The sequence below is a fragment of the Streptomyces longispororuber genome (genome assembly GCF_024448165.1).
In the GTDB taxonomy this organism is placed as follows: domain Bacteria; phylum Actinomycetota; class Actinomycetes; order Streptomycetales; family Streptomycetaceae; genus Streptomyces; species Streptomyces longispororuber_A.
Genome location: NZ_JAMOLN010000245.1, coordinates 1 through 14,370, shown reverse-complemented (window position 1 = coordinate 14,370; position 14,370 = coordinate 1). Strand labels below are relative to the sequence as shown.

11 protein-coding genes are annotated in these 14,370 nt (G+C 73.1%); 7 read left to right on the top strand and 4 right to left on the bottom strand.

Going from position 1 to position 14,370, the window contains the following annotated elements; translation table 11 throughout:
* The coding region (locus tag M4J07_RS41475) for a DNA-3-methyladenine glycosylase family protein (RefSeq protein WP_255981217.1) at window positions 1–819 on the top strand (819 nt) is incomplete at its 5' end.
* A 55-nt stretch (window positions 820–874) separates the two neighbouring features.
* Here M4J07_RS41475 and M4J07_RS41470 read toward each other — a convergent pair.
* Genes M4J07_RS41470 through M4J07_RS41460 form a run of 3 tightly spaced genes read right to left on the bottom strand, consistent with a single transcriptional unit; the run spans window position 875 to window position 3,685 of the window.
* On the bottom strand, window positions 875–2,179 hold the full coding sequence (locus M4J07_RS41470; protein WP_255981215.1) for a coenzyme F420-0:L-glutamate ligase: 1,305 nt from the start codon (window positions 2,177–2,179) through the stop codon (window positions 875–877).
* Window positions 2,176–3,147: a 2-phospho-L-lactate transferase gene (gene cofD, locus M4J07_RS41465; RefSeq protein ID WP_255981213.1), complete on the bottom strand. Its 972-nt coding sequence runs from the start codon at window positions 3,145–3,147 to the stop codon at window positions 2,176–2,178. Before cofD ends, M4J07_RS41470 begins: the two co-directional genes overlap by 4 nt.
* Window positions 3,148–3,190: 43 nt before the next feature.
* Entirely contained in the window at window positions 3,191–3,685 is a 495-nt protein-coding gene (locus M4J07_RS41460) for a cysteine dioxygenase (RefSeq protein WP_255981211.1), read from the bottom strand.
* Between the two features lie 677 nt (window positions 3,686–4,362).
* Here M4J07_RS41460 and M4J07_RS41455 point away from each other — a divergent pair.
* The 3 genes from M4J07_RS41455 to M4J07_RS41445 all read left to right on the top strand — a co-directional run bounded on the left by M4J07_RS41455 (window position 4,363) and on the right by M4J07_RS41445 (window position 9,958).
* Window positions 4,363–4,626: a WhiB family transcriptional regulator gene (locus tag M4J07_RS41455; RefSeq protein ID WP_127831770.1), complete on the top strand. Its 264-nt coding sequence runs from the start codon at window positions 4,363–4,365 to the stop codon at window positions 4,624–4,626.
* A 167-nt stretch (window positions 4,627–4,793) separates the two neighbouring features.
* Entirely contained in the window at window positions 4,794–8,471 is a 3,678-nt protein-coding gene (locus tag M4J07_RS41450) for a glycosyltransferase family 2 protein (RefSeq protein WP_255981208.1), read from the top strand.
* Window positions 8,468–9,958, top strand: coding sequence for a DUF5719 family protein (locus M4J07_RS41445; RefSeq protein WP_255981205.1), 1,491 nt, complete (start codon window positions 8,468–8,470; stop codon window positions 9,956–9,958). Before M4J07_RS41450 ends, M4J07_RS41445 begins: the two co-directional genes overlap by 4 nt.
* Window positions 9,959–9,976: 18 nt before the next feature.
* Here the strand turns inward: M4J07_RS41445 and M4J07_RS41440 are convergent, their stop codons facing one another.
* Complete coding sequence (locus M4J07_RS41440; RefSeq protein WP_255981219.1) at window positions 9,977–10,453, bottom strand: metallopeptidase family protein; 477 nt, start codon at window positions 10,451–10,453, stop codon at window positions 9,977–9,979.
* A gap of 321 nt (window positions 10,454–10,774) precedes the next feature.
* On the opposite strand from M4J07_RS41440, the gene M4J07_RS41435 reads away from it, so the two are divergent.
* From M4J07_RS41435 to M4J07_RS41425, 3 genes are all read left to right on the top strand, one after another.
* Window positions 10,775–11,152, top strand: coding sequence for a DUF3499 domain-containing protein (locus M4J07_RS41435; RefSeq protein WP_255981202.1), 378 nt, complete (start codon window positions 10,775–10,777; stop codon window positions 11,150–11,152).
* A 135-nt stretch (window positions 11,153–11,287) separates the two neighbouring features.
* Window positions 11,288–12,904 (top strand): L-lactate permease, encoded by a 1,617-nt coding sequence (locus tag M4J07_RS41430; RefSeq protein WP_255981200.1) that lies wholly within the window; start codon window positions 11,288–11,290, stop codon window positions 12,902–12,904.
* Window positions 12,905–13,022: 118 nt separating this feature from the next.
* Window positions 13,023–14,370: phosphomannomutase/phosphoglucomutase (locus M4J07_RS41425; protein WP_255981198.1), on the top strand; the 1,348-nt coding region annotated here is incomplete at its 3' end.

Sequence of the window (14,370 nt, the reverse complement as noted above, 5' to 3'; positions counted from 1 at the left end):
ACCCCGGACGGCTCGGTCTGGCGCGCGAGCCGCACCCCGCAGGGCCCCGGCACCCTCCGCGTGACGGCACAGACCGACGGCACGGTCCAGGCCCAGGCCTGGGGTCCGGGCGCCGACTGGTTCATGGACCAACTCCCTGCGCTCATGGGTGAGTTGGACGACCCGGAACCCTTTGAACCGCGCCACCGCCTGGTCGCCCGCACGGCCCACCGCCGCCCGGGCCTGCGCCTCACCCGCACCGGCCTGGTCCTGGAGTCCCTGATCCCGTCGATCCTGGAGCAGAAGGTCACGACGGACGAGGCGTACCGGGCCTGGCGCCTGCTGCTGCGCAAGTACGGCGAACCGGCCCCGGGCCCGGCCGGCCAGGAGCTGCGCATGCGGGTCCCGCTGGAGCCGCGTGCCTGGACCCTGGTCCCGTCCTGGGAGTGGCACCGCGCGGGCGTGGACGACAAGCGCGCCTCGACGATCATCCGGGCCGCGAAGGTGGCCCGCCGCCTGGAGGAGGCGGCGGACATGGAGCCGACGGCGGCCCGCACCCGCCTCGAACTGGTCCCGGGCATCGGCCCCTGGACGTCCGCGGAGACGGTCCAGCGCACGAACGGCGCCCCGGACGAGGTCACGACGGGCGACCTGCACCTGCCGGGCATCGTCGGCTACGCGCTCGCGGGCAACCGCGACGCGACGGACGACGACATGCTGGAACTCCTGACCCCGTACGAGGGCCAGCGCCACCGTGCGGCCCGCCTGATCCTGCTCAGCGGCGTCGCGCCCCCGCGCCGGCAGCCGAAGATGCGCCGGGTGGACATCGCTCAGTGGTGAGCCCGGCGACACGCACCGGCCCACCGCCCCGACACCCCACCGCCCGACCGGCCGGCTAGCGCACCTCGACGAAATCCGTGACGACCCGCTCGGGCCGCACCCCCGGCGCCGCCGCCGGATGCCCCACGGCCACCGCGCCCATCGGATCCCAGGTGTCCGGCAGGTCGAGCACCCGCCGCACCACGTCCCGGCAGAACATCGTCGACGACACCCATGCGGAACCGAGCCGCTCCGCGGCCAGCGCCACGAGGAAGTTCTGCACCCCGGCCCCGGTGGCCACGACGAACATCTCCCGCTCGGCGGCGTCCCGCCGCGGGTCCCCGTACGTGTGCGACCCGTCCATCACCAGGCACGGCACGACCAGGTAGGGCGCGTTGCGCAGCACGTCGCCGCGCCGCACCCGCCGCTCGATCGACTCCTCGCTCTTGCCGTCCCGGCGCAGGTCCGCGACCCACGCGTCCCGCATCGCGTCGAGCAGCCGCACCCGCGACTCCTCGGACTCCAGGAGCACGAACCGCCACGGCGTCGTGTGGTGCGGCGCGGGCGCGGTCACGGCGGCGGCGACGGCCCGCCGCACGGCGCCGGGGTCCACGTCCTCGTCGGTGAAGGCCCGGACGGTACGCCGCTGCGTCACGGCCTCCCGTACGGCCTCCGAGGTCCCGAGCCGGAACATGTCGTCGCGCGCGCTGCGCACCAACTCCCGTGCGGAACTGTCTTGTTCACACACCACGGCGTCGCCGAGCCCGCGGACCACGGCGACCGGCAGGCCGCCGGCCTTGCCCTTCACCAGGTCCCCGGCGCCGGCCAGCTCGTCGGCGGTCGCCACCACGGTCGCGCTCAGCGGATTGCCGTGCGCGTCCACGCCGCCGCGCAGGTCGTCGAGCACCCGCACACCGGCGGCGCCGATGGCGACGTCGGTCAGTCCGTTCCGCCAGGGGCGGCCGAAGGTGTCGGTGATCACGACGCCGACCCGCACGCCCAGCGCGTCCCGCACCCCGTCCCGGATCGCGGCGGCCGAGGCGTCGGGGTCCTCGGGCAGCAGCAGCACGGTCCCGGACGGCGTGTTCGACGCGTCGACGCCGGCCGCGGCCATCACCAGGCCCAGCTTGTTCTCCACGATCCGCAGGGTGCCGCGGCGGGCGACGACGCGCACGGTCTCGGCGTCGATCGCCGCTTCCCGGTCGTCGGCGCGCATCAGGCGGCCCTCGGCCTTGCTCACGATCTTCGACGTGACCACGAGGACGTCCCCGTCGGCGAGCCCGGGCTCGGCGGCGACGATCAGCTTGGCGAGGTCGTCGCCCTCCCGTACCTCGGGGATCCCGGCGAGGGCCCACGCACGGAACGACGGGGTGCCGGTCACGCGGTCCGCACCTCCTCGGCGAGCGCCAGCGCGGCCCGCGCCATCTCGGCCGCCGCGGTGCCCTCCTCGGGGTCCGTCATCATCAGCGGGACGGCCCGGCACTTGATCCCGGCCTCCTCGATCCGCGGCACGACGTCCGCGTCCACGGTGTCCACGAGCCAGCCGTCGAGCAGCCCCGACCCGTAGTGCTCGGCGACGGCGGCGGCGCTGGACTCGACGCCCACGGCGGCCAGCACCTTGTCGGCCATGCCGCGCACCGGAGCGTCGCCGACGATCGGCGAGAGCCCGATGACGGGCACGCCCGCCTCGGCGATGGCCTCCCGGATGCCGGGCACGGCCAGGATCGTCCCGACGCTCACGACCGGGTTCGACGGCGGGAAGAGGATCACGTCGGCCTCGGCGATGGCCTCCAGGACGCCCGGCGCGGGCTTCGCCTGCTCGGCGCCGACCGGCACCACGGCGTGCGCGTCCACGGAGGCCCGCAGCTTCACCCAGTACTCCTGGAAGTGCACGGCCCTGCGCTCACCGTCCAGGTCGACGGCGACATGCGTCTCCACCCGGTCGTCCGACATCGGGATGAGCCGCACGCCCGGCTGCCACCGCTTGCACAGCGCCTGCGTGACGGCGCTCAGCGGATAGCCGGCCGCCAGCATCTGCGTACGGACGATGTGGGTGGCGAAGTCCCGGTCGCCGAGCCCGAACCACTCCGGTCCGACGCCGTACGCGGCGAGCTCCTCCTTGACCGCGAACGACTCGTCGGTCCGCCCCCAGCCCTGCTCCTCGTTGATGCCGCCGCCCAGCGTGTACATCACCGTGTCGAGGTCCGGGCAGACCTTCAGGCCGAAGAGATGGATGTCGTCCCCGGTGTTGCCGATGACCGTGATGGTGGCGTCGTCCGGGACCGCCTGCTTGAGACCGCGAAGGAACCGGGCACCACCGATGCCGCCTGCCAGAACCACAATGCGCATGCGCCCAGCATCGCAGGCAGCACCGACAGCGCGGCAGCCGGTCTCAGACAGTGGCCTCGGCGGCGACCGAGCAGGCCGCGGTGTGCATCGGCATGGCGGTCAGGCCGGGGTAGTAGACGTGCAGACTGACCGCGGGCTCCAGCGAGTCGTTGACGACCTCGTGGACGTACCCCGGCGCGAACACGCGCTGCGCGCCCGCCGAGAGGGCCCGCGCGCCCCTCTCCGTACGCTCCGTCAGTTCGCCTTCGAGCACCGTCAGTACGCCGGACGAGCGACCGTGGTCGTGCAGTCCGCTGCCCTGTCCCGGCACCCAGGACAGCAGCCACACCTCGTAGCCGGGGCCGGTGCGCAGCCGGTGGTACCAGCGGGAGGTGGCGTCGTACTCGACGAGGTGCTCCCACTGGGAGCGGTCGGCGGCCACGGCGCGCGCCAGGCCGACGAACTCGGCCACGGTCTCGGGGTGTTCGCGGGCGGGCTGCAGCAGGTGCTGCACTTCGAGGATGTCGCCGGCGATCTGGAGGTCGCTGTCGCTGTTCATGGGGTGTGGAGGTTCCTCGTGAAGGGAGTGCGGGATGCCCCGCTCAAGAGGGGGCGAAGGGCCGTACAGAGAGGAGAAACGCGGTCGGAGCTCGCGGGCTCAACGACTCAACAGCTGGAACAGCAACAGCTACAGCACGCGCGGGCAGCGGAGACGGACCCGGCGGTGCGGGTCGTCATCGGTGCCAAGTTCGCGAACATGCCCACCAGGACACCGGTTCATGCCTCCTCTGTCAACTCATTGTCCGGATTGCGAGATATGTTTCACCTCATCCGGTATCTCTGTCAGGCGAAAGGTTTGTGCAGTGCCTGGGGCGGACATGTGGCGCAGCAACCCGGCGCGCAAACGCCGTTGCGATCCCGTGATTCGAATGTGATCCGGTTCGCTTCTGCGGGCGAGCAGGAACGAGATCAAACTCTGCGGCGTCCTTCCTTGTAGCGATTCTCGGAGGGTCGAGAGGGTGGCGACATCCACATGGGCCGCTGGCAAGTGTCACGGTTTTTGCCGATTTGAACACTTTCCGCATAGCCTTGGTTCCGCAGAGTGAATAAGGGGCCCAATAGCAGATCTCGGCTTGACTGCCCCGGATCGGCACACTTGTAATTTCACTCGTGTCGTTCAGCCGAAATCGGTAACGGCAACATCACGGGGACGCACGGACAGACGAGGGGCGCACTATGACCGAGTCGTTTCAGGATCTGCTGGTCGAGGACGCGGAAGAGGAACTCGGCTGGCAGGAGCGCGCGCTGTGCGCCCAGACCGACCCCGAGTCCTTCTTCCCCGAGAAGGGCGGTTCCACGAGGGAGGCCAAGAAGGTCTGCCTGGCGTGCGAGGTCCGCTCCGAGTGCCTCGAGTACGCGCTCGCCAACGACGAGCGGTTCGGCATCTGGGGCGGCCTGTCCGAGCGGGAGCGCCGGCGACTGAAGAAGGCCGCTGTCTAGTCCCCAGTATTCGGCCATGCATACGGCTCGTCGCGGGTGGGTTGTCCACAGGCGGCGGGCCGCTGTTGTTGTCAGCCGTTAGTGTGGGGCCCCGTCCGAGACGCCTCCGTGTCCCCACCGGGCACAGGCGTCCACCGCAGTCCAGACGAACCGGGGCCCGTACCTCGATGTCCGTGCACAGCCACTCGGCAGACCAATTCGGTGCTGCCGCCGCCGCGTTCAACCCGGGGCACGCCGCAGGGCTCGACCCGAGCAGCGCCCCCGAGTTCCCCAGGCATGTCGTCACCGCCGTCCTCGTCTCGCACGACGGCGCCCGCTGGCTGCCCGACGTCCTGTCGGGCCTGCTCGGCCAGGAGCGCCCCGTGCAGAACGCGGTGGCGGCCGACACCGGCAGCGCCGACGCCTCCGCGGCCCTGGTCGGCGAGGCCATCGGCGGCGAGCGCGTCCTGCACCTCGCGCGCCGCACCGGCTTCGGCCAGGCCGTCGAGGAGGCCGTGCGCGGCGCCGGGGTCCTCACCCCGGAAGAGCTGCCGTACCTGAAGCGCCCCAGCGGCTGGGACCCCGTCAGCCGCAGCTGGCGCGACGACGCGTACGACCTGCCCGACCTGCCGCACGGCGAGCCCGAGCAGTGGCTGTGGCTGCTGCACGACGACTGCGCGCCCGAACCGGACGCGCTCGCCCAGCTGTTGCGCGTCGTGGAGGCGGAGCGCGAGGCCGGCGCGGACGTCGCGATCGTCGGACCCAAGCTGCGCGGCTGGTACGACCGCAGGCAGCTCCTGGAGGTCGGCGTCTCCATCGCCAACTCCGGGCGCCGCTGGACCGGCCTCGACCGCCGCGAGCAGGACCAGGGCCAGCACGACCACGTGCGGCCCGTCCTGTCCGTGTCCACCGCCGGCATGCTGATCCGGCGTGACGTCTTCGAGCAGCTCGGCGGCTTCGACCGCAGGCTGCCGCTGATGCGGGACGACGTCGACCTGTGCTGGCGCGCCCAGGCCGCCGGACACCGCGTCGTCGTCGCCCCCGACGCCGTCGTGCGGCACGCCGAGGCCTCCTCGCGCGAGCGCCGCACCGTCGACTGCGTGGGGCGCACCGCGTCGTCGCCGCACAAGGTCGACAAGGCGGGCGCCGTCTACACGCTGCTCGTCAACGCACGGGCGGCGACGCTGCCCTGGGTCATGGTCCGCCTCGTCCTCGGCACCCTGCTGCGCACGGTCGCGTACCTGGTGGGCAAGGTCCCCGGACAGGCCTTCGACGAGATCGCCGGTCTGATGGCGACGCTGCTGCGGCCCGGGCGGATCCTCGCCGCCCGGAAGCGGCGCGGCAAGGGCGCCGTCGACGGCAAGGAGCTCAAGCCGCTGTTCCCGCCGCCCGGTGCGACCGTGCGGCTCACCGTCGAGCAGGTCGTGGGCAACCTGTTCGGCGGCGCCGACCCCGAGACGACCACGGCCGGCCGGCACGGCGGCGGCGGACTGGAATCCGGTCCCGGCGACGACGAGTTCATCCAGGTCGAGCAGTTCGCCCGCCTCAAGCGGATCGCCCGCAGGCCGGGACCCGTGCTCTTCGTGGTCCTGCTCTTCGTCTCCCTCATCGCCTGCCGGGGACTGCTCGGCAGCGGCGCGCTCGCGGGCGGGGCACTGCTCCCCGCGCCCGGCGACTCCTCCGAACTGTGGTCGCGCTACCTCGACGCCTGGCACGCCACCAGTACCGGCGGCACCCAGGCGGCGCCGCCGTACCTCGCACTGATCGCCGCGCTCTCCTCCGTCCTGTTCGGCTCGACCGGGCTCGCCGTCACCGTGCTGCTCGTCGGCTCGGTGCCGCTCGCCGGGTTCGCCGCGTACTTCGCCTCCAGGCCGCTCGTCGAGTCCCGGCTGCTGCGCGCGTGGGCGGCCGTCGCGTACGCGTTCCTGCCCGCCGCCACCGGCGCCCTCGCGGGCGGCCGGATCGGCACCGCCGTCCTCGCGGTCCTGCTGCCGCTCATCGCCCGCGCGGGGCTGTCCGCCTCCGGCCTGATGAACGCCGAGGGCGTGCGCGGCAGTTGGCGTGCCACCTGGGCGTACGGGCTGCTGCTCACGCTCGCGACGGCGTTCACGCCCATCGTGTGGCCGATCGCCCTCGTGCTCGGCATCGCGCTCCTCGTGGTGCGCCGCGGCGACATCACGGCCTACGGACTGCGCCTCCTGGCCGCGCTCGGCACCCCGCTGCTGATGCTCGCGCCGTGGTCGCTGTCGCTGCTCCCGTTCGGCTTCTTCAAGGAGGCCGGACTCCCGTACGGGAAGGGCTCCGCCACCGCGTTCGGACTGCTCGGCGCCTCGCCGGGCGGCTCCGGGACCACCGGCAGCCTGCTTCTCGTCGGCATCGTGCTGGCCGCGCTCGCCGCGCTGCTGCGCCAGGAGCGCCGCCTCGCCGTCCTGACGGCGTGGGCCGTCGCCGTCGTGGCGCTGCTCTTCGCGGTCCTGTCGAACAACTCGACGTGGGCCGGACCAGCCACCCTCGTGTACGGCATCGCACTGCTCGCCGCCGCCGCGCTCGGCGCCGACGGCGCCCGCTCGCGCGTGGCCGAGCAGAGCTTCGGCTGGCGCCAGCCGGTGGCCGCGCTCATCGCGTTCGCCGCGGCCGCCGGGCCGCTGCTGCTCGCCGCCGGCTGGATGATCCGCGGCGCCGACGGACCCCTGGAGCGGCGCGACCCGGTCCAGGTGCCCGCGTTCGTCGCCGAGGAGGCCGGCACCCGCGACCAGGCCCGCACGCTCGTCCTGAACGGCTCGACGGGCGAGGTCGCGTACTCGCTGGTGCGCGGCGCCGGCGCCCGCCTCGGCGACGGCGAGCTGACCGAGGCGGCGGGCGAGAACGCCAAGCTCGACAAGGTCGTCGCCAACCTCGTCGCCGGTTCCGGTGCCGACCAGGCCGACCAGCTCGGCGGCTTCGCCGTGCGCTACGTCCTCGTCCGCGACGGCGCCCCCCGCCAGATGGGCCGCGTCCTGGACTCGACGCCCGGCCTGACCCGGCTCAGCCAGCAGGACGGCACCGCGCTGTGGCGCGTCGACCGGCAGGTGGCGCGGGCCGTCATCCTGCCCACGGCGGACGCCGGTTCGACCTCGGAGGAGGCCAAGGCGGTCGCCGCGGGCCCCGTCGAGCTCCACACGACGGTGCCCGACGGCGAGGAGGGGCGCGTGCTGCGCCTCGCCGACCAGGCCGCCGAGGGCTGGACCGCCACGCTGAACGGGACGCCGCTGACCCGGACCACCGTCGACGGCTGGGCGCAGGGCTTCGAGCTGCCGGCCTCCGGCGGCACCTTGGACGTCACCTACGAAGCGCCGATCACGCACGTCGCGTGGCTGTGGGCGCAGGGCGCACTCGCCCTTGTCCTCGTGGTGCTCGCCCTGCCGGGGCGCCGCCGGGAGATCGACGACGACCTCCCCGAGGAGCCGGCCGTGCCCGCCCAGGCCGTCGAGGGCGAGGGCCGCAGGGCCCGCCGGCTGCGCGCCCAGGCCGAGGCCGAGCACGCCGTGGTGGGCGGCGACGGCGACGACCTGCCGCCTCCTCCTCCGGAGGAGGCACCGGTCGCGGACATCCCGCAGCAGCAGACGTACGGCGAGTGGGACCAGCCCAGCTACGCGGGCGCCGAGTACGGCACGTACGCCGCGGGCGACCAGCAGTACCAGGGCGCCCCGTACGGCTACGACCCCCAGGCCCAGCAGGCCGACCCCTACCAGGCGGGCCAGTACGACCCGTACGCGTACGGGGGCACGTACGAGGCGCAAGGCCAGTACGACCCGACGTACGAGCAGCACGGCCACGGCCACGGCAACGGCGCCGACAGTGAGCGCCCCGACGGGAGCCAGCAGTGAACCGCACGACCCTGTCCCTGATCGCCGCCGTGGCGGCCCTGGCCGCCGTCACGGGGTTCGCCGCCGCCGGTACGCCCGGTGGCGACGACGGCCCCGCCAAGGCCGCCGCCCAGCTGCCCGTCGAGCGCTCCAGCCTGCTCTGCCCCGAGCCCAGCACCTCGGACCTGGCGGAGACCGCGTACACGTCGTACACGCCCGCCTCGAAGGACACCGAGGAGGCGGGCAAGGCCGAGCTGCTGCCCGCCGAGACCGGTGCGGGCGACACCGACAGCTCCAAGACCAGGTCGAAGAAGCCCAAGCCGGTCGTCACCCCGAAGGAGCCGGGCAAGCCGGTCGCGGGCGAGGCCACGGGCGCCGACGCGCCCGCCCTGGTCGGCACCGCCGACGGCGCCCTCGCGCCCGGCTGGACCGTCCAGCAGACCACCACCGTGGAGGTGGGCACCGGACGCGGCCTGCTCGGGGTGAACTGCTCGGCGCCGGACACCGACTTCTACTTCCCCGGCGCGAGCACCGCCGAGGACCGCAGCGACTACATCCACCTCACGAACCCGGACGACGAGGCCGCGGTGGTGGACGTGCAGCTGTACGGACCGGACGGCGCCGTCAAGTCGGACGTCGGCGAGGGCATCCAGATCGCCCCGCACGCCAGCGTCCCGGTCCTGCTGTCGACGCTCACCGAGAAGCCGTACACGAACCTGACGCTGCACGTGACCGCGCGCAGCGGCCGGGTCGCGGCCGCCGTCTCCGCGGCCGACGACAAGCTGGGCGGCGACTGGCTGCCCGCGGCCGCCGACCCGGCGGCCTCCCTGGTGCTGCCCGGCATCCCCAAGGACGCCACGAGCGTGCGCCTGGTCGCCTTCGCGCCGGGGCAGGACGACGCGGACCTGAAGGTCCAGCTCGCCACCTCCAGCGGCAGGATCTCGCCCGCCGGGCACGACACGCTGCACGTGAAGTCCGGCATGACCGCCGCGGCCGACCTGGGCGACGTCACGCGCGGCGACGCCGGCTCGCTGATCCTGACGCCGACCGAGGACTCGGTCCCGGTCGTCGCCGCGCTGCGGGTCACCCGCGGCAAGGGCGCCGACCAGGAGACCGCGTTCATCCCGGCCACCCGCGACATCGGCGCGCGCGCCACCGTCGCCGACAACCGCGCCAAGGGCTCCACGCTGGCCCTGACCGCGCCCGGTGCCGCGGCCAAGGTGAAGGTCACGGCTTCGGCGGGCGCCGACGGCGGCACCGCCACCTCGAAGGAGTACACGGTCAAGGCCGGCACGACCCTCTCGGTCACCCCGCCCGTCCCGGCCGGCCTGAAGGGCCCGTACGCGCTCACCGTGGAGCCGGTGTCGGGTGGCCAGGTCTACGGCTCGCGGATGCTGGAGGAGAAGCAGGACGGCGTCCCGGCGTTCACGATCCAGACCCTGCCGGACGACCGGGGGACGGTCTCCGTGCCGGACGCGGACGAGGACCTGTCGGTGCTCCAGAAGTAGCGCGCGGGGGCGGGGGGCTCAGTCCTCCCCGTCCCCGAAGTCGCCGTACCGCGGATCCACCGTCTCCGGAGTGATCCCCAGGACCTCGGCGACCTGCTCCACGACCACGTCGTGCACCAGGGCCGCCCGCTCGTCGCGCCCCTTGGTGCGGATCTCCACGGGGCGCCGGTAGACGACCACGCGCGCGGGAGTCCCGTCGCGCGCCGGGATCGTGCCGCCGAGCGGCACCGAGTCGCCGCCCCATGCCTCGTCCTCGGCCGTGAGCCGGGGCACCTCCAGGACCAGGAAGTCGACGTCGGCCAGCTGGGGCCAGCGCCGCTCCAGACGCTCCACGGAGTCCTGCACGAGGTCGGCGAAGACCTCCGCGCGGCTCGCTGCCAGCGGCACCTGGGGCGGTGCCACGGGCCCGCGCATGCCGCGCCCGTGCCGGTCTCGGCGGCGCGGCGGACGCGGCTCGCCGGGGGAGAGCGGCACCTGACTGTCTGGCCTTTCCATCACCGAGGCAGCGTAGTCCTCCGCGGGCCCCCGGGCTGTCTCGCTCCGTACGGAGCACCGCATGTCGCTTCCTGACCGATCAAGCCATTCTTGGGCTTGATTCGACATCCCTCCCGGACCGTTGAACTCGCGACAATTGAAGGGATTTGCCCCGGGTGGTGACCGCTTTCAACAGTCCGACGGGGCGCACGCCCCAGGGTCGCCGCAGGTCACGCGGGCGCCCGCGTGGGACGGTGTGCGCCGTCTCACACCACGACACGGTGGGGTGACCTCCGGGAGAGTCGTCGCGGCCCGCTCAAGAGTGCGGTACCGTCCAACGCTGTGAGCCCTGTACGTCGCTGTTCGCGCACCGCTTGCGGCCGTCCCGCCGTCGCGACGCTGACGTACGTCTACGCCGACTCGACCGCGGTCCTCGGCCCGCTCGCCACGTACGCCGAACCCCACTGCTACGACCTGTGCGCCGAGCACTCCGAGCGCCTCACCGCGCCGCGCGGCTGGGAGGTCGTCCGGCTCTCCGACGGCAGCGGTCCCAGCCGTCCCAGCGGAGACGACCTGGAGGCCCTCGCGAACGCCGTGCGGGAGGCCGCCCGCCCGCAGGAGCGCGCGGCCGGAGCCGGTGGCGCGGGCGGGCGCACCGCGGACCCCATGGAGGTCGCGCGCCGCGGCCACCTGAGGGTCCTGCGCTCACCCGACAACTGACCGCATACGGGGGCGTAGCAAGCGCCTTCACGGGATCTTTGCCGCCATCTCTGTCCCACGCGTTGACGGGCACTTGTTGAGGACAGAACAATCTCGCCACCCTGATCTGGGAATCCGGGATTCCGGGAGGCGCTCGTGTTCGTCCAGCAACTGGAGCCCGTCGGCGGCTCCCTCGGCCTGTCCGCGCTCGTCGCGGCCCTGCCCCTCGTCACCGTCCTCGTCCTGCTCGGCGTCGTCCGCATGAAGGCCCATCTCGCGGGCCTGATCGGACTGGGCGTCGCCGTCCTCGTCGGCTGGCTCGCCTACGACATGCCGCTGGGGCAGACCCTCTCCAGCGGCGCGCAGGGCGTGCTGTTCGGGCTCTTCCCCATCATGTGGATCGTCGTCAACGCCCTGTGGGTGTACCGGATGACGGTCCGCACCCGGCACTTCGACATCCTGCGCCGCTCCTTCGGGCGGCTCTCCGACGACCCGCGCATCCAGGCCCTCGTCGTCGCGTTCTGCTTCGGCGCGCTCCTGGAGGCCCTCGCAGGGTTCGGGGCGCCGGTCGCCATCTGCTCGGTGATGCTGGTCGCGCTCGGCTTCGACCCCGTGAAGGCCGCGGTCGTCGCCCTGGTCGCCAACACCGCACCGGTCGCCTTCGGCGCCATGGGCACGCCCGTCGTGACGCTCGCCCAGGTCACCGGCCTGCCGCTGGACTCCGTCGCCTCCGTGGTGGGCCGCCAGACACCGCTGCTCGCGCTCGTCGTGCCACTGGTGCTCGTCGGCCTCGTGGACGGCCGGCGCGGTCTGCGCGAGACCTGGGTGCCCGCCGTCGTCTGCGGATTCGCCTTCGCCGTCGCCCAGTTCGTGGCCTCGAACTACATCTCCGCCCAACTCGCCGACATCATGGCCGCCCTGGTGGGCGCCGGAGCCCTCGTCGCCGTGCCGCACGCCCGCAGGCCCGCCGCCGAGCCCGTACGCGCCGCCGTCCTCACCGGCGTACGCAGCGAGGACCTCGACGAGGAGGATCCGCGCCCCGAGGTGCTGCGGGCCTACGCCCCGTACGCCCTCATCGTCGTCATCTTCTCCCTCGCCCAGATCCCCGCGGTCAAGGACTGGCTCGCCAAGGCCAACCGGGTCTTCGACTGGCCCTTCCTGGACGTCGCCAATCCGGCCGGCGACCCGGTCAGCGGCAACGTCTTCACGCTGCCGCTCGTCTCCACCGGCGGCACGCTCGTCCTGTTCGCGGGCCTGCTCACGGCGGTCGTGCTCAAGGTGCACGCGCGCGTGGCCGTGCGCGAATGGCTCGGGACCGTGCACGAACTGCGGTTCGCGATCCTCACCGTGACGAGCGTGCTCGCCCTCGCCTACGTCATGAACCTCTCCGGCCAGGCCGCCACCATCGGGCACTTCGTCGCGGCCGCGGGCGCGGGGCTCGCCTTCCTGTCGCCGGTGCTCGGCTGGTTCGGCGTCGCCGTCTCCGGCTCCGACACCTCGGCCAACGCCCTCTTCGGCGCCCTCCAGGTGACCGCCGCCCAGCAGTCCGGCCTGTCGCCCGAACTCCTTGCCGCGGCGAACAGTTCGGGCGGTGTCCTCGGCAAGATGATCTCGCCGCAGAACCTCACGATCGCGTGCGCGGCGGTCGGGCTCGCGGGCAAGGAGGGCGACCTGCTGCGCAAGGTGCTGCCGTGGAGCCTGGGACTGCTGCTGGTGATGTGTCTGATCGTCTATGCGCAGAGCACGGTCGTGCTGTCGTGGATGCTGCCGTGACCAGCGACGACTCCCCGGGCCGCGGTCTTTGGGAGGAATGAGGGGTTCACGGTCTGTTGTCGGTGCGGCCAGGTAGTTTGTGGGGTCCGTGCAGGACTCCAGGAGGGCTGGGCCGACCGTGGCTGCTGATCTGTCGACGATCGTGAAGGCGTACGACGTGCGCGGGGTGGTCCCGGACCAGTGGGACGAGGACCTCGCCGCGCTGTTCGGTGCCGCGTTCGTGCGGGTGACCGGCGCCTCCGCGATCGTGGTCGGGCACGACATGCGGCCCTCGTCACCCGGTCTGTCCGGCGCGTTCGCGCGCGGCGCCGCCGCCCTCGGCGCGGACGTCACGGAGATCGGCCTGTGCTCGACGGACCAGCTGTACTACGCGTCGGGCGCGCTCGACCTGCCCGGCGCCATGTTCACGGCCTCGCACAACCCCGCGCAGTACAACGGCATCAAGATGTGCCGGGCCGGCGCGGCCCCGGTCGGCCAGGACACCGGCCTTGCCGAGATCCGCCGGCTCGCCGAGGAATGGAGCGAGTCGGGCGCCCCGGAGCCGGTCGCGACGCGCGGCACGATCACCCGCCGCGACACCCTCGACGACTACGCGGCGCACCTCCTCGGCCTGGTCGACCTGACCTCCATCCGCCCCCTGAAGGTCGTGGTCGACGCGGGGAACGGGATGGGCGGGCACACCGTGCCGACCGTGCTCGCCGGGCTGCCCCTGACCGTCGTGCCGATGTACTTCGAGCTGGACGGCACGTTCCCGAACCACGAGGCGAACCCGCTGGACCCGGCGAACATCGTGGACCTCCAGGCCCGGGTGCGGGCCGAGGGCGCCGACATCGGCCTCGCCTTCGACGGCGACGCGGACCGCTGCTTCGTGGTCGACGAGAACGGGGACCCGGTCTCGCCCTCCGCCATCACCGCGCTCGTCGCCACCCGCGAGCTCGCCAAGAACGGCGGGAGGGGCACGGTCATCCACAACCTGATCACGTCGTGGTCCGTGCCGGAGGTCGTGAAGGAGCACGGGGGCACGCCCGTCCGCACCCGCGTGGGCCACTCCTTCATCAAGCAGGAGATGGCGACGAGCGGCGCGATCTTCGGCGGCGAGCACTCCGCGCACTACTACTTCAAGGACTTCTGGAACGCGGACACGGGCATGCTCGCCGCGCTCCACGTCCTGGCCGCACTCGGCGGCCAGGACGGCCCCCTCTCCGCCCTCGTCGCCTCCTACGACCGCTACGTCGGCTCCGGCGAGATCAACTCCACGGTCGCCGACCAGGCCGACCGCCTCGCCGCGATCAAGGCGACGTACGGCGCCCGCGCCGGCATCACCCTGGACGAGCTCGACGGCCTCACGGTCACCGCGGCCGACTGGTGGTTCAACGTCCGCCCGTCCAACACGGAACCACTGCTCCGCCTGAACGCGGAGGCGGGGGACACGGCGACGATGGAAAAGATCCGCGACGAGGCACTGG

Coding starts and splice junctions, on each gene's coding strand:
- cofD (WP_255981213.1), bottom strand. CDS start 3,147: ATGCGCATTGTGGTTCTGGCAGGCGGCATCGGTGGTGCCCGGTTCCTT.
- M4J07_RS41460 (WP_255981211.1), bottom strand. CDS start 3,685: ATGAACAGCGACAGCGACCTCCAGATCGCCGGCGACATCCTCGAAGTG.
- M4J07_RS41455 (WP_127831770.1), top strand. CDS start 4,363: ATGACCGAGTCGTTTCAGGATCTGCTGGTCGAGGACGCGGAAGAGGAA.
- M4J07_RS41450 (WP_255981208.1), top strand. CDS start 4,794: ATGTCCGTGCACAGCCACTCGGCAGACCAATTCGGTGCTGCCGCCGCC.
- M4J07_RS41440 (WP_255981219.1), bottom strand. CDS start 10,453: ATGGAAAGGCCAGACAGTCAGGTGCCGCTCTCCCCCGGCGAGCCGCGT.